This is a genomic window from uncultured Veillonella sp. (genome assembly GCF_963551295.1).
Taxonomy (GTDB): domain Bacteria; phylum Bacillota; class Negativicutes; order Veillonellales; family Veillonellaceae; genus Veillonella.
In genome coordinates, this window is the sequence record NZ_CAUVFT010000035.1 from 1 (window position 1) to 18,614 (window position 18,614).

Annotated in this window: 23 protein-coding genes and 1 pseudogene; 19 read left to right on the plus strand and 5 right to left on the minus strand. The window is 38.2% G+C overall.

All coding sequences use genetic code 11. The features are described 5' to 3' along the window. The 3 genes and pseudogenes from RYO55_RS08605 to RYO55_RS08615 form a co-directional block, all read left to right on the plus strand. Nucleotides 1-103 (plus strand): annotated as a pseudogene (locus RYO55_RS08605) (nucleoside triphosphate pyrophosphohydrolase); the annotation flags it as partial. A 51-nt stretch (nt 104-154) separates the two neighbouring features. Beyond that, nucleotides 155-454 carry an HU family DNA-binding protein gene (locus RYO55_RS08610; RefSeq protein WP_004696710.1) on the plus strand — a complete coding sequence of 100 codons (300 nt, stop codon included), beginning with the start codon at nt 155-157 and terminating at the stop codon, nt 452-454. 82 nt (nt 455-536) lie between these two features. After that, nucleotides 537-1,691: an MGDG synthase family glycosyltransferase gene (locus RYO55_RS08615; protein WP_119562658.1), complete on the plus strand. Its 1,155-nt coding sequence runs from the start codon at nt 537-539 to the stop codon at nt 1,689-1,691. 44 nt (nt 1,692-1,735) lie between these two features. Here the strand turns inward: RYO55_RS08615 and RYO55_RS08620 are convergent, their stop codons facing one another. Then, nucleotides 1,736-2,056: a hypothetical protein gene (locus RYO55_RS08620; protein ID WP_314985096.1), complete on the minus strand. Its 321-nt coding sequence runs from the start codon at nt 2,054-2,056 to the stop codon at nt 1,736-1,738. A 112-nt stretch (nt 2,057-2,168) separates the two neighbouring features. On the opposite strand from RYO55_RS08620, the gene RYO55_RS08625 reads away from it, so the two are divergent. The 5 genes from RYO55_RS08625 to RYO55_RS08645 all read left to right on the plus strand — a co-directional run bounded on the left by RYO55_RS08625 (nt 2,169) and on the right by RYO55_RS08645 (nt 8,285). Further along, nucleotides 2,169-4,184, plus strand: a complete 2,016-nt coding sequence (locus RYO55_RS08625; protein ID WP_314985098.1) for an ABC-F family ATP-binding cassette domain-containing protein — start codon at nt 2,169-2,171, stop codon at nt 4,182-4,184. 132 nt (nt 4,185-4,316) lie between these two features. Further along, a complete protein-coding gene (locus tag RYO55_RS08630; RefSeq protein ID WP_314985100.1) occupies nt 4,317-5,786 on the plus strand; it encodes a [FeFe] hydrogenase, group A in 1,470 nt (489 codons plus the stop codon). Nucleotides 5,787-6,060: 274 nt separating this feature from the next. Then, nucleotides 6,061-6,690, plus strand: coding sequence for a DUF47 domain-containing protein (locus RYO55_RS08635; protein WP_004697557.1), 630 nt, complete (start codon nt 6,061-6,063; stop codon nt 6,688-6,690). Further along, on the plus strand, nt 6,683-7,681 hold the full coding sequence (locus RYO55_RS08640; RefSeq protein WP_119562662.1) for an inorganic phosphate transporter: 999 nt from the start codon (nt 6,683-6,685) through the stop codon (nt 7,679-7,681). Before RYO55_RS08635 ends, RYO55_RS08640 begins: the two co-directional genes overlap by 8 nt. A 430-nt stretch (nt 7,682-8,111) precedes the next feature. Further along, nucleotides 8,112-8,285 (plus strand): hypothetical protein, encoded by a 174-nt coding sequence (locus RYO55_RS08645; RefSeq protein ID WP_004697552.1) that lies wholly within the window; start codon nt 8,112-8,114, stop codon nt 8,283-8,285. A gap of 235 nt (nt 8,286-8,520) precedes the next feature. Here the strand turns inward: RYO55_RS08645 and RYO55_RS08650 are convergent, their stop codons facing one another. From RYO55_RS08650 to RYO55_RS08665, 4 genes are read right to left on the minus strand one after another with little or no spacing between them, the layout of a single operon-like run. Further along, nucleotides 8,521-9,606, minus strand: a complete 1,086-nt coding sequence (locus RYO55_RS08650; RefSeq protein WP_314985103.1) for a site-specific integrase — start codon at nt 9,604-9,606, stop codon at nt 8,521-8,523. Between the two features lie 47 nt (nt 9,607-9,653). Beyond that, nucleotides 9,654-10,337: a hypothetical protein gene (locus tag RYO55_RS08655; RefSeq protein WP_314985104.1), complete on the minus strand. Its 684-nt coding sequence runs from the start codon at nt 10,335-10,337 to the stop codon at nt 9,654-9,656. Between the two features lie 60 nt (nt 10,338-10,397). Continuing rightward, nucleotides 10,398-11,150 (minus strand): ImmA/IrrE family metallo-endopeptidase, encoded by a 753-nt coding sequence (locus RYO55_RS08660; protein ID WP_314985105.1) that lies wholly within the window; start codon nt 11,148-11,150, stop codon nt 10,398-10,400. Then, on the minus strand, nt 11,143-11,490 hold the full coding sequence (locus RYO55_RS08665; protein ID WP_314985107.1) for a helix-turn-helix transcriptional regulator: 348 nt from the start codon (nt 11,488-11,490) through the stop codon (nt 11,143-11,145). Before RYO55_RS08665 ends, RYO55_RS08660 begins: the two co-directional genes overlap by 8 nt. Nucleotides 11,491-11,725: 235 nt before the next feature. On the opposite strand from RYO55_RS08665, the gene RYO55_RS08670 reads away from it, so the two are divergent. From RYO55_RS08670 to RYO55_RS08720, 11 genes are all read left to right on the plus strand, one after another. After that, nucleotides 11,726-11,923, plus strand: coding sequence for a hypothetical protein (locus RYO55_RS08670; protein ID WP_314985109.1), 198 nt, complete (start codon nt 11,726-11,728; stop codon nt 11,921-11,923). A 39-nt stretch (nt 11,924-11,962) separates the two neighbouring features. Further along, nucleotides 11,963-12,202, plus strand: coding sequence for a hypothetical protein (locus RYO55_RS08675; protein ID WP_314985111.1), 240 nt, complete (start codon nt 11,963-11,965; stop codon nt 12,200-12,202). Nucleotides 12,203-12,214: 12 nt separating this feature from the next. Next, nucleotides 12,215-12,535: a hypothetical protein gene (locus RYO55_RS08680; protein ID WP_314985113.1), complete on the plus strand. Its 321-nt coding sequence runs from the start codon at nt 12,215-12,217 to the stop codon at nt 12,533-12,535. A 106-nt stretch (nt 12,536-12,641) separates the two neighbouring features. Further along, a complete protein-coding gene (locus RYO55_RS08685; protein ID WP_314985114.1) occupies nt 12,642-12,851 on the plus strand; it encodes a hypothetical protein in 210 nt (69 codons plus the stop codon). Continuing rightward, nucleotides 12,851-13,084, plus strand: a complete 234-nt coding sequence (locus RYO55_RS08690) for a hypothetical protein (RefSeq protein WP_314985116.1) — start codon at nt 12,851-12,853, stop codon at nt 13,082-13,084. Before RYO55_RS08685 ends, RYO55_RS08690 begins: the two co-directional genes overlap by 1 nt. Before the next feature lie 328 nt (nt 13,085-13,412). Next, complete coding sequence (locus RYO55_RS08695) at nt 13,413-13,802, plus strand: hypothetical protein (protein ID WP_314985118.1); 390 nt, start codon at nt 13,413-13,415, stop codon at nt 13,800-13,802. Next, nucleotides 13,777-14,397, plus strand: a complete 621-nt coding sequence (locus tag RYO55_RS08700) for a choline-binding protein A (RefSeq protein WP_314985119.1) — start codon at nt 13,777-13,779, stop codon at nt 14,395-14,397. The genes RYO55_RS08695 and RYO55_RS08700 overlap by 26 nt, the downstream gene beginning before the upstream one ends. Before the next feature lie 2 nt (nt 14,398-14,399). Continuing rightward, on the plus strand, nt 14,400-14,750 hold the full coding sequence (locus RYO55_RS08705; protein WP_314985120.1) for a hypothetical protein: 351 nt from the start codon (nt 14,400-14,402) through the stop codon (nt 14,748-14,750). 14 nt (nt 14,751-14,764) lie between these two features. Next, nucleotides 14,765-16,420, plus strand: coding sequence for a PcfJ domain-containing protein (locus RYO55_RS08710; RefSeq protein ID WP_314985122.1), 1,656 nt, complete (start codon nt 14,765-14,767; stop codon nt 16,418-16,420). Nucleotides 16,421-16,429: 9 nt separating this feature from the next. Further along, a complete protein-coding gene (locus RYO55_RS08715; protein ID WP_302146039.1) occupies nt 16,430-18,337 on the plus strand; it encodes an AAA family ATPase in 1,908 nt (635 codons plus the stop codon). Nucleotides 18,338-18,339: 2 nt separating this feature from the next. Continuing rightward, nucleotides 18,340-18,614: BRO family protein (locus RYO55_RS08720; RefSeq protein ID WP_314985124.1), on the plus strand; the 275-nt coding region annotated here is incomplete at its 3' end.

The window sequence follows — 18,614 nt, forward strand, 5'->3', positions numbered from 1 at the left end:
ACATGTAGAAGCTTGTGTTAACCAAAGCGATCGCTCATGGGAAGACTTTTCATTAGCTGAGCTGGATGCTTTTTGGGAGGAGGCTAAAGTGCAGGAAAAGTAACCTAGAGGTTTATACGCTTCTAAGGTATTGTAATTTTAAGGAGGTTCTGTCATGAACAAAACAGAATTAATCGCAAGTGTTGCACAAAAAACTGAATTAACTAAAAAAGATGCTGAAAAAGCAGTAAAAGCTGTATTTGACACAGTAGCTCAAGAATTAGCAGCTGGTGGTAAAGTACAAGTTATCGGCTTCGGTACTTTCGAAGTTCGTGAACGCGCAGCTCGTGAAGGCCGTAATCCACAAAACGGTAAAACTATCACAATTGCAGCTTCCAAATCTCCTGCATTCAAAGCTGGTAAAGGTTTGAAAGAACAAGTTAATGCTGCAAAAGCTAAAAAACGTAAAAAATAATCCATATTGGATATGAAAGAGACCTTTCGAGGTCTCTTTTTTTTATCTATTTATGGTATAATGCACAGAGAAAGGGTGCATTATGAATAACGAAACATCAAGGAAGGTTCTCATCGTGTCCGCCTCAATCGGCACTGGACATATGCAAGCCGCAAGAGCCATAGAAGAATATTGGAAAGAAAAAGAGCCACAAGCATCAATTACTCATGTTGATTTTCTTGATACAGAAACTATGTCTGTAGAGCATTTAATTAAGGGTACCTATATAAAGATGATTGACGTATTCCCTATGCTCTATGACATGATTTATCGCGTATCGAAAGGGGAAAAACGAGGTACTATTATGCAAACCGCATTGTCGTACCTACTTAAAAGTCGCATGCTTAAGCTAGTACAACAAGAAGAGCCAGATGTAATGGTTTTTACACATCCATTTCCTTGTGGGGCGGCATCGATTTTAAAGCGTCAAGGTCATATAGATGTACCACTAGTAGCTATTATGACAGATTTTAGTAGTCATCAGTTTTGGCTCTATCCACAGATTGATGTTTATTATGTTGCAACAGAGTCTATGGTACCTGAAATGGTGGCTTCAGGTATCGATGAATCTCGTATTCATGTATCTGGCATTCCAGTGCGTCGATCTTTTTTCCGTGATGCTATTGAAGAGTATAGCTTAGAGGAACCTGTGAAAGTACTTGTTATGGGTGGTGGCTTGGGTTTAGGCTCTCTTGAGACGGCTTTAAAACATCTAGATGAAGTAAATGGTATTGGTGAAATTACCGTTGTAGCTGGACAAAATACGTCTCTTTATGAATCGTTAGTTATCCTTAGTGAATCTATGAAGACGAAGACCACCGTATATGGTTATACTACTAATATTTCTGAGCTCATGAAATCATCGTCTTTGCTCGTCACAAAACCTGGTGCATTGACCTGTATGGAGGCTGTTACAATCGGATTGCCAATGGTATTCTTTAATGCTATCCCAGGGCAGGAAGAGGCAAATGCAGAATTATTAGAGCAACGAGGTTGTGCCCGCTGGGCTCGTGATATTCACAACTTAGAAGATGTGGTAACTGCACTGTTAATTAATTCTCCGCGACTACAACAAATGTCTGAGCGTGCTCGCGAATGGCATGTGGATGGGGCTGCTGATATCGTAAATAGTCTCATTGAAATCTTAGATGCTAGTACACAAGATGAACTGGTAAAAGCTGAAGAGGCTCTTAGCTAATCAGCGTAAAAAAGCGATGACCTAAAAAGGCCATCGCTTTTTTTCTATTGATACTGTTCAATATGTTCTTGTCGAAGTTTTTGTAATGCAACTAAGAACGCATCCGTACTTTCGGCACCATCCAATAAATCTTTTAATTGGTAAGAGTCATCAAGGGTAACACTCCATTGGAAGGAGTCATTATCGTCGTATACATTGAATACGATTGGTGTCTCTAAGTCCTCTAGCATATAGCCGTCATCATCGGACACAGTTGCATAAGTGCCATCCTCTAAGAGCTCAGTAAATAATGTGTCATACCCATCAATGTCGATAAGTTCAAAGTTGATACTTTCATAAAAGTCTAAAACCATATCCGTCGCCATGTGGACCTCCTCATGAATATATATGTTACGTTTATTCTACTGAGGGCGTCTGTTACTGTCAATGGTAATGTGTAGTATAATAAATAACAGAATTAGAAAATAGGAGCGGAACATGAATGTTATTAGTTTACAGAACATAGAGAAATCATATGGTACAAGGCTGTTGTTTAAAGATGTGAATATTACTTTTACCACAGAAAAACGACTAGGTCTTGTGGGAATTAACGGAACGGGTAAGTCTACATTTCTAAAAATATTAGCAGGACAAATGGAAGCTGATAAAGGCACTATTGAGCGTAATGGTAAGGCCAGTATCCATTACTTAGCGCAGACACCTGATTTTGATCTGGAATCTACCTTATTAGAAGCCGTTCTTGATGGAGATCATCCTCGGTTGCAAATGGTAAAAGCCTTTGAACGTATTAGTCGTGAGTATCGTCAAATGCAAGAGTCTGGTAGTGATGATGCTAAATTGTCTCGTAACTATATGAATGCATTGGAGCAAATGGATCAACAAGACGGGTGGCAAGTAGAACAAGAGGCGCGCATTATTTTATCTAAACTGGGCTTTCCTGATGTGGAACAGAAGGTAGCCATGTTGTCAGGTGGGCAAAAGCGTCGCCTTGCATTGGGGCAAGCCTTGTTATATCCATGTGATCTTTTATTATTAGATGAACCGACTAACCATTTGGATGAAGATAGTATCGATTGGCTGGAGTCGTATTTGAGTGCTCGCCAAGGAGGATTATTAATCAGTACCCATGATAGATATTTCCTCGATTCCGTATGTAATGGTATTTTAGAGCTATCTAATCGTCGTATGTATCAATATGATGGCAACTACGAAGAATTTATCGCCTTGAAAGCAGATCGAGAGGCTCGTGAGGCTGCCACCGAAGAAAAGAGGCGTCAATTCTTAAAACGAGAAATCGAATGGGTGCGTCGTGGTGCTTTGGCGAGAACTACAAAACAAAAGGCTCGTCTTGATCGTTACGAAAAATTAAAGAATATGGAGGAAACCCGTCGTCCCGATCAAATGGATCCTATTGCATTGAAGACCCGTTTAGGAAAAACCATCTTTGACATTGAGCATTTAGAGTTTTATTTTGATGAACGTCCTATGATTAGGGACTTTACCTATCATGTGGTACGTCATGATCGTATCGGTATCGTTGGCCCTAATGGTGTTGGTAAGTCTACCTTTATGAATATCCTTGATGGCACCTACGAGGCGACGAGTGGAACTATTGGTAAAGGTGAGACCGTTCGCATTGCTCACTTTAAACAAGAGCTGCCTGACTTCGATGAAGATATGCGCGTCCTAGATTATATTCGTGAAGATCATTCTTATATGGTCCTCGGTGATGGTTCTACGTTGAGCGCAGGGCAAATCCTTGAGCGATTTCTTTTTACCCCAGAACTACACGGTGTGCCAATTCGAAAACTCTCTGGTGGGGAACGTCGTCGCTTATATCTTTTGAAATTGCTTATGAGCGCTCCTAATGTATTATTGCTAGACGAACCGACGAATGATCTTGATATTCCAACATTAGAGGTATTAGAGGATTTCCTTGACTCCTTTAGTGGCGTCATCATCACAGTTTGTCACGATCGGTACTTTCTAGACCGCGTAGTGGATAAATTGTTTGTCTTTACCGGAGATGGGCATATTGAAATTGTGCATGGCTCCTATTCTGACTACAAGGATGCTCTTGATAAAAGCAGTGGAAGTAAGCGCCCGTTCTATGTGGCAAATGATAGTATAACGGCTAATTCCAAAGCCGTACGAGCTGTAGAGGCTGGAGCGGCTGATACCGATGACTCTGTTGATAATCAATCTGATAGGTTAGATGCCCTTGGAGATGATAATGTTGTCGTTGGTGATGAAACAGATACGTTCAAAGAAATACCAAAGAAAGGCCTCAATAAAGCAGAAGGAGCAGAGTATGCTAATATTATGGATGAATTGCCTAAGCTAGAACATTTAGTAAAGGGCCTCGATGTTATGATAAGTCAAGTGGCTACTGATTATGAAAAAATGCAGTCACTGATGGAGGAACGAGAAGAAACACAGGCTCAAATAGATGCGCTCACTGAACGGTGGATGGAATTAGAGGAACGCCTATAATTCCTTTTATCGTGCCATTTTTTAATATCTGCTATGCAAAGGAATTACGTGTAAGTTTATTGATAAAACTCACAATGTATAGTATAATTTCTTCGATTAACGATAACAACGTTACCTAAGTAGGAGGAACTCATGAGTAAGTACCAATTTTTAGACCGTCGCGTACCGATTGAAGACGGAAATATTGCATTAGTACAAGATTTAACTAAATGTAAAAACTGCTCCTTATGTCGTAAAGTTTGTGCTGTAGACATGGGTGTATTTGATTATTATGATTTAACAACTAATGGAGATCATCCAATTTGTATTCATTGTGGTCAATGTGCATCTATTTGCCCGTTTGATTCCATTAATGAACGCTCTGAAATTGATGAAGTAAAAGCGGCTATTGCTGACCCTAATAAAATCGTCATTTTCCAAACTGCGCCTGCCGTGCGTGTTGGTTTAGGCGAGGAATTCGGCCTTGAGGCTGGTACATTTGTAGAAGGTAAAATGGTAGCCGCTCTTCGTAAATTGGGTGGCGACTATATCCTTGATACAAACTTTGGTGCGGACATGACTATCATGGAAGAAGCATCTGAGTTATTAGAACGTGTTATTAATAGTGATGCGGTATTGCCTCAATTCACATCTTGTTGTCCTGCTTGGGTTAAGTTTGCGGAAACATTCTATCCAGAATTCTTGCCAAACCTATCTACGGCTAAGAGCCCAATTGCTATGCAAGCGCCTACACAAAAAACATACTTTGCTGAAAAAATGGGCCTTGATGCAAAACAAATCGTGGCTGTTGCAGTAACACCATGTACAGCTAAGAAATTTGAAATTCGTCGCGATGAAATGAATTCCTCCGCGGAATACTGGAATACACCAGAAATGCGCGATACAGACTACTGTATTACTACACGGGAACTTGCAAAATGGTTGCGCGCAGAAGAAATCAACTTCGATGATCTTGAAGATTCTGCTTTTGACCCATTGATGGGCGAAGCCTCTGGTGGTGGTATCATCTTCGGTAACACTGGTGGCGTTATGGAAGCGGCTATGCGTGCAGCTTACAAAATGGCGACAGGTGAAGATGCACCTGAAACATTGATTCCATTCGAAGCTATTCGCGGCATGGACGGTGCGCGTGAAGCGGACGTAGTGATTGGCGATAAAACATTACATGTAGCGGCAGTTCATGGTACCGGTAATTTGCGTAAGTTCATCGAACGCATGCGTGCAGAAAATATCCATTATGATTTCATCGAAGTAATGGCTTGTCGTGGTGGCTGTATCGGTGGTGGTGGTCAACCACGCGTTAAATTACCGATGGCTGACAAAGCTCGTGAAGCTCGTATTGCATCCTTGTATACTCGCGATGCAGAAGTAACTGTAAAAGCTGCTTGTGATAATCCGGATATCCAAAAATTGTATGCTGAGTTCTTTGATGGCAAACCTATGAGCCACAAAGCACATCACATGTTACATACTACCTTTGTGAACCGTTCTGAAGATTTAGGTCCTAATGGCGCTTGTACGCCTGCTACATGCCCTACATCTGTGCCTAATTTGAAAAAGGCGGCAGAGGCGGCTAAAGCGGCAGCGGAAGCTAATAGCTAAGAGTTGATGGTTACTAGTTAAAAAAAAAGCACAAAGATAGCTAAGAAATATATAGCAGATAGTTGATATGTTAGTCAGCTATCTGCTTTTTTATCTATTTTATATAGTGGATATATGGTCAATAAAAGCTTTCACAGAAGTAGATTCTATATATGCCATATACGCATAGGGGTTAAAATATAGAGATTGGTAAATTGGTTTAGGAATTACCTGTAGTATGCTATAATTAAATTGTTATTATAGAAGCAATCAATACTGGTTCGGGAGGATCTTCATGGCTTTTAAATTAAAAGGAAAAGAAGAAAAATTTTTCAGTATTTTGGAAAAACATGCTGCACTAACTTATGAAAGTGCGGAAATGATGGAACGCGTGTTTAAGGGGGATATCTCTAAGGAAGAGGCATTTCTTGAAATTGATACAAAGGAAAAAGCTGCCGATGAATTAGTAAATGAAACTGTAGAGCGTTTACGTAAAACATTTATCACTCCAATGGATCGTGAGGATATTCAGCTTTTGATTGACCAACTGGATACTACATTGGATAATATCAAAGAAATCATGGATAAAATGGTTATGTATCATGTTGGAAAACCAAGTGATGGTGCTATTCGCATGAGTGAAATTGTTGTTAAATGCGTTAAGCATATCAATAAATCCATTGGTTATATGGGTAGTCTTAAAAAGGATCATGTGAAGGTAGAGGGGCGTGTTCACCAAGTATTGAAACTTGAGTCTGAAGCGGATAATATTTATCATGAAGAAATGGCTAAGCTCTTTACAGAGTGTACGGATCCAATTGAAATTATCAAATGGAAGGAAATCCTTAGCGCTATGGAAGATGTAATCGATGGCTGCGAAGATTTGGTTGGTACATTCCGCCGGGTAGTATTGAAGTATGCTTGATGCTCATTATTTAGTATGGCTAGTTGTATTTTTAGCATTAGCTTTTGACTATATCAATGGCTTTCATGATACGGCAAATGCCATTGCCACATCCGTTTCTACACGAGCTATTGAGCCTAAAAAGGCGATTATGATGACCGCTGCTCTCAATTTCTTGGGTGCAATGGTTAGTACAGGTGTTGCAAAGACTATCGGTGGTGATATAGTAATGTCGCCATCCCTTATCGATAGTGGTATTATTTCTGCAGCCCTTATCGGTGCCATCACATGGAATCTTTTAACCTGGTATTGGGGAATCCCAAGTTCCTCATCCCATGCTTTGATTGGTGGTATCATCGGTGCTGTGGGTTGGTCTGTAGGATTTGACGCTTTGAATGAGGCGGGGATTTTAAAAATCTTTTTGTCTCTTATTTTATCTCCGATTGTAGCCATGATTGGTGGCTACATTGTGATGAAGATATTGTTGCTTATTTTCGGTAGATTTTCTCCAATTACTTTAAATGATCGATTTAGATCCATGCAAATTGTATCAGCAATTATGATGGCATTTTCTCATGGCTCTAATGATGCACAAAAAGCGATGGGGATAATCACATTAACCTTACTTAGCGGTGGTTTCATCGATACATTAGATGTACCGATTTGGGTAAAACTTTGTTGTGCTACTGCAATGGCTATGGGTACTGCTGTAGGCGGTTGGAAAATTATCTCTACAATGGGAACTAAGATTTTCAAACTAGAAACTATTAATGGGTTTGCAGCTGATCTAAACTCTGCTATTACAATTTTTACAGCTACATTTTTACATTTGCCTGTCAGTACTACACACGTAGTAAGTGGTTCTTTACTAGGTGTAGGCTCTTCTAAACGTATTAAAGCAGTCAACTGGGGGGTAGCAAGATCTATGGTTATGGCTTGGTTTGTAACGATTCCATTATCTGGTATCGTTGCTGCTATTGCTTATGAAGTAGGTCACTTACTATTTGGCTAATTCATATATTTTTTATTACAGTAAAAAAGACTGCAAAAGCAGTCTTTTTTTGTTTATCAAAATATTTTTGCTATATTGTCATATTTATAAATAATTTGCTTTTCTATTTTAAAATTCTATTTATTATATATGTACGTGATAGTTTCTAAATAATCTAAAAATATAGAAATAAACTGATTTGTAAATACTATATTCTATAAAAGAGATTTATCTATATTTGGCAACATTAATGTTACAATTCAAGTTGAATAGGGGGAAATACTTATAAATATGTGTTTTATTGATTATGCATTTTACTAATAAATGAAGTTTATTACTTGTTTATAGGCTGTTAAAAGGTTATTTAAAGTGAATGGCTATTGCATACTTATGTATCGGAGGTTATACTATCGGTAGAGGGAGTTTTTCAAGTGAAAAGTGAGGTATGTATATGGCATGGGGTGGATCTAGACGCGGTGCCGGGCGCCCACGTAATCCTATTAAACGTATTGGTAGAACCTTTCGACTTAGTGATGAAGAGTTTCTTTCGCTAAAGCCATTGATCATGGCTATTAAGGCAAATAACGATAAACGATATAGGCAACAATATAGCCGAGAAGTATAAATAATCAGGCATTGTCACAGCATATACAATTTAATACATTTTAAATCTATTTTACAATAATTCATTATTTCTAAATCTTTCAACTACAACACATCTTTACTCTCTAAAACAATATGCTGTGTTCAATACAAAAAATGCAGTGTTAAAAAGCCAGTAAACATAGGCGTTTACTGGCTTTTTAATTTTTGAAATTGTCTAAAATTAGATAAAACTGATACGGTTGCTCAACCGTTGCTCAACCTCTAGCATAGGTTAACGCCTGAAACTCATCTCGTAATAATTCATCTCGAGACGGTAATTTATTTACCGCGTCTACTAACACGGTAGCATCCCTGTGTACATACACCTGGTTAGTCACGTCGGAATGTCTATGCCCCAATATTGTCTTAACCGTAGACTCCGCCACACCGATATGAATCAGTAATGTAGCACAGGTATGTCTAGCATCGTGTGGCCGGTGATCATCGAATTTACGGTTCAAATACACGCTCAATGCGGGCCTTAGATTTTTAGGAATATCGCTTGGCATAAGGTATTCACCTCGCTCAAAGCTGCTTTTGCGGTACCATTCTTTTATAAAAGGCATGATACAGTCCGCTATCGGTATGATGCGGTTCTTGCCGGCTTCGGTTTTTATTCCACCAATCATATAGTGTTCCTTGATGTGAACATCTTTTAATTTGATTTTCTGAATTTCACCTGGCCGCATACCTGTATATACGCACGTTAATAATACTCGTGCATTCCGGTCTGTATCCGACAATTTCCATAGCTTATAAATTTCGGCCGGGGTAAACGGTTTGTGCATATCTGATTTAGGCTTAGCAGGCAAGGTAACGAGAGAGGCATAATTCTTATCTACTATATCGTTTTTTATCGCTACGTCAAAAGTAGATTTCAGTACGGTCTTGATTTGTGATAACGCTGTGCGGCTCATGTCACTATATCTATCAATAATATCCTGTAGGTGGGTTAATCGTATATCCTTGATAGGAACCCTCATCAAATGTTCTACTTTCGGCTTGTTGTAAACATAGCCACTTTTTGCAAGGTTAACTCCCAGTCTAGTCTTATCTTCAATCATCCATTCCCAGCATTGGCCAAAGGTAGTATCCTTGACTTCATATTGAGGAGCATTAGCATCATAAGCCGATAATGCATTATACGCTTCTTTTTGCGTTGCAAAGGTGCCTATTGATTTACGCAAGGGTTTACCCTCAGAATTATATCCAAGGGTCACCACGGCTTGATATGGCTTACGTAGGGCCTTATGTTTCATCTTATATACGGTGCCTGTACCGTTGGCACGTTTCATGGCCATAATTTCATACCTCCTAAAATACCCCTATCGTGTGATAGGGGTATTTTTTATTTAGATAGCTTATTTACATCTAAGTTATCATCAACAATATCTCCGAGTTCATATAAGGTTAGTGCAGTTTTTAGCTGTTCGACTTCTTCAGCAGATAGGGTGTAGTCCTTATAATATTGGGAGCCTCTGTATCTGATTATTGGATTGCTGCCTTGTGTTAAGATGCGCAGACCTTCATCTATTTCAGGGATTGTTAGTAGGGCATACTCATAAGTTCCAGAATCATCTAGTCTGATATTCTTACCCCCGCCACTTTGCCCGGCGATGACGCCACGCATCGTGTAATCAAACTTACCTGCAGAACTGGAGAAGGTTAATTTATCCCAGAATATCCAATTTGTAGACATATCTAATGGGGCAAAAGTGACAAATTTGATAAAAGGCCCTACTAAATGGCCAGAGGAGTCTACGAAAGCAACCCATGATACAGAATTACTGGGTTGTATCGATCTTTGATTAGAGCTGTAGAATTTATATTCCCTGTCTACTTGATCATACTCAAAGTTCGTGTTGTTTAGAATCGTATATATTTCCTTTTCGGCATTAGCTTTTTTCGTCAATTCGGCTTCTTTGTCTTTTGCCTCTTGAGCTTTGCGAGCGTCTTCTGATGCGGAATACTCCGCTCGATTAGATGTATTTTGGTGGTAGTCAGTTATTACGTAACCTACAAATACAGCCATAATTACCCCTACAATAGCTGTTAATAACACCCTTTTATTCATACTTGTCTCTCCTTAAATCTAAAACACAGAACGACCAAATAGACTTTCCCTAAAAGGCTTATTTAAGTCGTAAGCCCTCTTAACGTGGTCGTATTCCGTTTTGCACATAGCTGATACCAAATAATGGTAATCTCTTCGCGTACTAATATAAGGAAATAGTTTATTTAGCTTGGCACCATACTGTTGAATTAGAGATAAATCGTTTTCAATCTGATAACCTTCGTGTGAAAGTATATTTGCAGATAATGCAGAAGCTGACTTGCTTAATCCAAAAACATATCTATAAGCAAAGTAAAAATCTTCAATATTAGGGCCCTCTGTTTTATACCTAGAAATAAAGCCATATACTAAAGTGGCCGGCGCCAATAGCTCCCTAGCGAATGTGTTTGCCTCTAACTCTAAAATAGGAGATTTGATTAAATCTGGGTTGTTCAGTTTCTGTAAATGATGACCTCTGATTATGTGTCCAGCTTCATGACAAATACTCCATAATTTACGCTCTTTTGTCTTGATTTCTGAATCATATAATATATACAAATTATCTGTTTTAGGTAAATATAAAGTTGCTGCATCGGATGACTGTGTATACATCCCAATTATTAAAGGGGATACTCCGAGAGCTTGCGCACCTTGTTTATAGGTTTTAACACAGACGCCCTTTTGTTTTATTAAATATTCAATTATCATTCTAGGCGTTAGTTTAATATCATCACCTATTAACTTACGTGTATTATGTGCCTCTTTTATCGTGCTTACAAGATTATTAGTCAAGATCATCATCCTCTGGCATATTCGAATCATGTTTTGACTTTAAAAAATTAATAAAGTCATTTAACTGTTGCCTTTCAGCTTTACCTAAACCTTTGTAATTCCTTTGTAAAGATATTAATTCTTCGTCATAATTAAAAGTATTTTGGCTATCAAATTCTTCTAATATAGACGCAGGAATATTTAATCCCTTACAAATTTTTAACACGTTATCTATAGATGCGCCGCCTACGTTATTCAAAATTGAATATAACGTTGTATAAGGCATGTCAATTCTAGTGGCAAATCCTTTAATTGTATCTATTTCTAATATTTTTTCTTTTAAAAACTGTTCTCTCGTCATAGTGATCACCTCTATTCATAAAGCCCTCTCACATATATAGTAATATATTAATTACGAAATATCAACATTTAAATACGATATTTCGCAATTAAAAAACTCATTAACAAATCATTAACAAGCTTAAACTGGACAAATTCGAAATATCGTATTAAGATAATGACATAAGAAATACGATATTTCGAATTAAGACTATTGAAATATCGTATTTCTAGAGGTGGTAAAGGGAGGTGAATATATGTATCCAAATCTAAATGCCGAGCTCGCAAGACTAGGTTGGAGTCGAAAAGTACTAGCGGATAAGCTGAAAATTCGATACGCAACCATTCTGGATAAGTTAAACGGAAAGTATCCATTAACTTATGATGAATGCGTACGGATAAAAAATCTTATGGGGTCTGACATTCCTCTTGAAGTTCTTTTTTTTACCGAGTAATACGAAATATCGTATTGGATTATAAAAGGAGGTTAATAAATGATAAAAAAAATAATATCTGTTTCTCAGATGGCAGCAGTGCTCGGAATTAGTTTGACCGCAGTTCGTGAAGGAATTGCAATAGGTAAATTCCCATTTGCCTACGCTTGGCAGTCACCGGGCAAAAAGTCAAGAGCCTTTGTCATCGACAAAGAAGGCTTTAAGACGTACCTAATGAATGCCTTGGGTTGGGACTTAAAAATTATCAATGCAGAATTTAAAGCTGCACATATTCAATAGGGAGGATAAATCATGAACTGGAGTAACACATCCTATCATTACACAATATCCGTAATTAAAGGAATCGTAGGTGGATTTCAGTATAGCCTTGGCAGAAAATGTAATACAAAACGATGGGCGCTGATGGAGCTTGAAGAGTTGGGCACCTCAAATTGGGGATTTTCTAACTTAAAAACTCGATTAATTGACAACGCCATTCGGAAGGCCATCAAGTATGTTAAAAATGCCAATATGTCAAACTGTCAGGTATCGACCATGTATCATTCTGGATTCAGACACGTTCCTGGGTATTTTAAAGGCTTAGCGGAGTTTAAATCCGCAGGAATTCATTAGGAGGAATTAATCATGACATGGATTGACGCAGGAATGCATTTAAGCTTTGCTACTGCTGCAGTAGCATCTATTTTATCAATGATGATGTTATAGGAGAAATGAAATTATGAAAGCTATTCCAGTAAACGAAACAGCAATGGTCGCACATCTAAAAGCGATCGAATCCGAGCGCATCTTAAATCAAATCAGTGGGGACGTTATGAACGCCATCTATAGCTTGCAAACCATGATGAGTGCTTATGGCGCTGCAGGAGTTCGCATTATCGTTACGGTAGATAAGATCATAGCTGAACGAATTGAGGAGGATGAAAAATAATGATTTACATGTTATTAGGTACTTTCCTTATCGCAGGCTCTATGGGGGCATTGGAACTTGACCAAATAGGATACATGCAATTTCTCATTCAATCAATCATAGGTTTGGCTATATCAATGTATGGTTACAAAAAGGATATGGCGGAAGTAGACGCTGAAGACCTCGAAGATGTCACGTACATCCTGCAAGTAAGAAAAAGCGGCGAATACTGCCGCAATCCATATTACAAATAGGAGATGAAATATGAATTATATTGATGTGATTTGCGTGTTATTTATTCTCTTTGTGATGGCCGCTTGCATTATGTTTTGCGGCGGTCTAGTTTGGGTACTAATACGATGAGACGTCCGATTCGAACATGTACTAAATGTGGAGTTAGGTTAATTCCACACACTCATAACTACATTTATGACGAGATAAATCGTAAGTCAATTAGAGTATGCAAACATTGTCACGATGAACATATTCGCCGTAAAAGTAAAAATGCTCGCACTCACGGCAATGAGTAACGAGCACAGATAAAAAATATCCTATGTAAATTATACCAGATAAGGAGATAAAATGCCTGAAATAAAAGCAATAAAACATAAAGCCACTGTAAATGCATTTGACTTTAATTTCTTTGCAGATAACAGGGGCAAACACGAATCATTACAAAAGGTAGCTATAGTTACTACAAATAGCTATATCAAGCTTTCGATGCCGGCTTACAGAAAGTTAAAAGGCCCTGAATATTTCAAGGTGGGTATAGATATTAACAACAAAGTCATTTGTGTGGCGCCTGCGCTTGCAACAGAGCCATATGTAATTAAACCAACAGCAGTACAAATTGAAAGAAATACTATTTATATATCCAAAAGTCGTAGCGTAATTCGTAAACTCCAGGAAATTGGAATCCCTAAAATTGTTGAAGGAAAATTAGTGGATGATGAATTACTGTTTAAATTCTAAAGGAGAACCTATCATGGAAAATCAAAATATCTTAACAATTAAATTCAATGACACAGAAGATCTTGCGCTTAAAATCGCAGAATGGAATGAAATTTTAAACCATCAATGCTGCGGTAGTTGCCATGACAGCAAAGCGCCTACAGCAACAGTTTGTGAAACTATCGATGTAGATGTGGTAACGCCTAAAGTCAATCCTAAAGTTGTAAAAATCAGAAAAGCTGAAGCGGAAGAAGAAACACTAAATAAAGTTGCTAAAGCAGAACAAGAACAAGACATTCATGTGACAGACTTCGAAGGTAATCCGACGAAACTTAATAAAGAAGAAAAAGTTAAACCTGCTGAAACAACAAAGGTCGAAGAACCGACTCCAGTAAAAACTCCCCAACAAGATACAGAATTAGACGTTGCCGCTGAACCGGTAGATAAAAAAGCTTTTTATAAGGAGTTCCGTGAATGGATGGGCGAAGATGGGGTAAAAGCAAAAAAAGCACTTGCAATTTTTAGCAAGCACGGGGTTACTCGTCCGTCTAGCGACTCTTTAACGGATGATCTTATCACAGATTTAAAATCCATCATGGCAGAGAAGGAGGCTTAAATATGGCTAAACAACAATTTAAAAGTCAAGCAGACATATGTAAGAAGTCGTTAGATATATTACATAAAGCAATTGAAATGGACCCGGGTAACGCTGAAGAGTACCAGGTGGGTATCGCATATACAGAGGATGTCATGAAAGCATCCAATGCGATTGTAAAAGCTTATGAAATCGTAGAACCTACTAAGAAACAAAAGGCAGAGCCTGAGGCGGAGAAAGCTGAAACTAAAAGCAAGAAAACAAAGGCTACGACTAAAAAGTCTAAACCTAAAGAAGAACCAGCACCAGCGGTAGAAGCTGCATCTGTTGAAGAGAAGGAAACAGAAGATCTATTCGCTATGTTTGGTGATTAAAGGGGGAATTCACTGTGGAGATTGTATCCAGTACCTATATTCACAAAATGTTCGATAGCGTAATCCTAGAGGCCCCTTACGGTGCGGAGTATACAACTATTTGCCATCTCGATTGTGGATTTACATTTGGCGGTAGCTGGCAGCGTAAGTATTCCTATCACAATGGATATGTAACTGGTGCTAAATATTATACTTGTCCAAACTGCCATCTATCATCCAATCCCTACGATCATAAGATTTGCTATTCCATTAATGATGAGAAAGTATATCCTGTGACAGCCTATGTAGAAGTTATCAACTATAAATATTTTTTAGATTTAAAGATTAGATACCAAGGTATACAGCTTTTCTTTGATGGTAGAAAAAATGACCACGGAATGTGCACGGAAACATTGCGATTCGACTTTAAAAAACGTAAAGCTACATACATTGATAGATTTAGAGTTCGCCACGAACTCACTGTTGATTATATTCGTGAGAACGAGATTATGCCTGTGCTTAAATTCTTTGGTGATTCATATGCCATGACAGACTTTAATCGAAAGTTTTTAAATAAAACATTTAAAGCTTTAAGAGTTATGTTTGAAAAACGATTGAAAGAAACATATGGCTATGGGGCTAAGGATATATATGTGTCACCTAGCGCCACTGAAGAAAACGGCTATCATTTCACAATGTTACTTAACATGATTTTGAAATTATCGGCGCCAGATATGCCTGGCATTGTGAGTCTAATGAGACAGTATGTATATTGGACCAATGCTTATAGCTTATATCGATACACACACATCCCCTTCGAAGAGGATGTGTTAACAGCTACAAGAAAGGGGATGAACTTTCAAGCGGCGCTTAGACAGTCGTATAAATCACCTAATAGCAGGGCATTACGAAAGTGTATGGTTGATGATCCGTTAAGCGTATATATGTCTGATATCCTCAATCTTTTCAGCGACGAAAACTGCAGACGTACTATTCTTACACTACAACGCAGCTATGAAAGTGCTTGCCCATATACTGGTAAGCTTCATAACGCTAACGATTTTCGTAAGGCTATGAAGCTAAATACACCTCATTCTAGGGATATGTGGCAAAAACTAATCGAACGCTTCGATGAACCTGCTATATTGCGGTGGTTACTTGGTGAGGATATCCGTGATATAGCAGATTGCGTTGATATGTACGTAAAACTAGGACCAAAATACCAGGATGTTTTATGGGAAAAGCGATTCAAGCTAAAACAGTTCCACGATGAACTTATCAATTTGTTTAACAAGCAAGAGTACGGAGATGTAATACTGCCTGCTCAACCTCAATTACAGGCTGACGTGAACGGAATGCACTTCATGGTTCCTAAGACTGCAGCTGATTTGATGACGGTTGGAAAACAATTAAAAAATTGTGTGGGCTCTTATCGTGGTCGTGTCATGCAAGGACAGACGGCGATTGTAGTTGTCACTGATGATGACATGAATCCTGTGGCCTGCTTAGAACTGGCCACAGGGGAAAAGATAAGAAAAGGACAACCCAAATTCAACCATTTAGTGCAAGCGAAGTTATTTGCGAATACGCAGCTAAAACAAAATAATAAAATTCACTCGACAGTTATGCAATGGGCTAATCAATTGCAGATTGAGCCGCACACCATCGATGTGGATGCCACTGTTGTATAGGAGAATGATATGAAACTCACAAAATTAGAACTACTTAACTTCAAAGGATTAACTTCCTTTACGTTAGATTTAAACGGCGATGTTGTAATCCGTGGCGATAATGCCACCGGCAAAACGACTGTATTTGACTCAGTGTGTTGGTTGCTATTTGGCAAAGATAGCCTGGATAGGGCTGATTTTGAAATCAAAACATTGGATGGTGGTGAACCTATCCATAAAGTCAATCACGAAGTAACAGGGACCTTTACATTAGATGAAGGTGGTACTGTTGAGCTTAAACGCGTCTATCGTGAAAAGTACTCTTCCCCTCGTGGTGGTGAAGTTACCTTAACAGGCCACACGACAGATTATTTTGTCGATGGTGTGCCTAAAAAAGAAAAAGAATACAAAGAAATGGTTAGTTCTCTTGTAGATGAAAGCATCTTCAAATTAATTACAAATCCATTGTATTTTAACGAAACGTATTCCTGGCAAAATCGCCGGAAGCTGCTCCTTGAAATGTGTGGCGATATTGATGATGCCGCTGTAATTAATAGTCGTGAAGACTTAAAACGATTAGCAGAGTTATTAGATGGACGCACGGTTGATGATCAACGCAAAGTGATTGCCAGCAAGAAAACAGCTATTAATAAAGAACTGGATATGATTCCGGTTCGTATTGATGAAGCTGTGCGAAATAAACCTGAAGTTATGGCTGATAAAAATAAACTAATCAGTGATATTAAAACTTTATCAACTGGCATTGATGATGTTGAAAAACAAAAGGCCATTATTAAAAACGGTTTTAGTGCTACAGAAAAGCAGTCTAAAATTCGTGATATTAATCGTCAATTAGATGTTAGACGTTCAGATGTACAATCCGATTACCATAAGCGCAAACAACATTTGCGCAGCGAGTACGAAACGGCACTATCTAAATTAAAGGCGACTGAAGCTGAAAGAGATAGATGTATGGATAGAAGCAACGAGCTTAATAAAGAAATTGAGCGAGAAGCCAAACGCATCGAAACTCTAACGTCTGAATTCGACACATTTAACTCTCAGCAGTTTAGTAAAGAGGCTTGCCCTACTTGCGGGCAGCAATTGCCGGCGGATAAGCAGGAAAAACTCGAGGCAGAATTTAACGCTAATAAATCTAAAAAGCTTGAAGAATGGAAAGGCCTTATCGATAGTGCTGCTAAGTTAAAAGAAAACTACGAAGAGCAGCAAAAAACTATGATATCGAAAGCTGACGGATTAATAGATGACATTACCCTACAAAGCAAGGAGAGAGATATTAAACGTGAAGAATATGAAGCGTATTCTGAACCTAATGTCGAAGATGATCCTACATATGCTGACTTAAAAGCTCAATTGTTCTTGCTTGAGATCGAAGAGGAACCAGGTGCAGATGTCAAAGAACTTGCAAGACTTGATGATGAACTAGCCTCTTTGAAATCTAAAAAAGCAAATCTCGAGACTGAATTGAATAAATTTAAATTGATTGATGATATTGAAAATCGTGTTATCGAATTGGAAAACCAACAACAAAAACTTGTTACTGAAAAGAATGAACTCGATGAAGCATCATATCTTATGGATGAGTTCGTAAAAGCCAAAGTTAACATGTTGGAAGAAAGCATTAATGCAAGGTTTAAATTAGCTCGTTTCAAGATGTTCAACGTTATGTTAAATGGCAATGTCGAGGAATGTTGTGAAACCACTTATAAAGGCGTTCCATATCGCAGCATGAACAACGCAGCACGCATTAATGTAGGCTTGGATATTATCAATGCATTGACTAGCTATTTTAAAGTTAATGCTCCGGTGTTTATTGATAATGCCGAAGCTGTTACTGACTTTATCCCTGTTAATAGCCAAACAATTAAATTGATCGTTGATGAATCAGAACCTCAACTGGTCGTTAAGGAGGTATAGGTATGACTGATTTACAGATTTTCAAAAATGATACATTTGGTCAAGTTCGTATTTTAGAAAAAGATAATGAATTATGGTTTGTTGCAAAGGATGTCGCTGATACTCTCGGGTACCAAAACGGTAGTCGAGATGTAAACCGACACACTGATGAAGAAGATAGAACAAAGACAATGGTGTTTGATGGCAATCAAAATAAAGAAACAATTTTGATTAATGAAAGCGGACTTTATTCCCTGGTACTATCCAGTAAACTACCAACGGCAAAACAATTCAAACG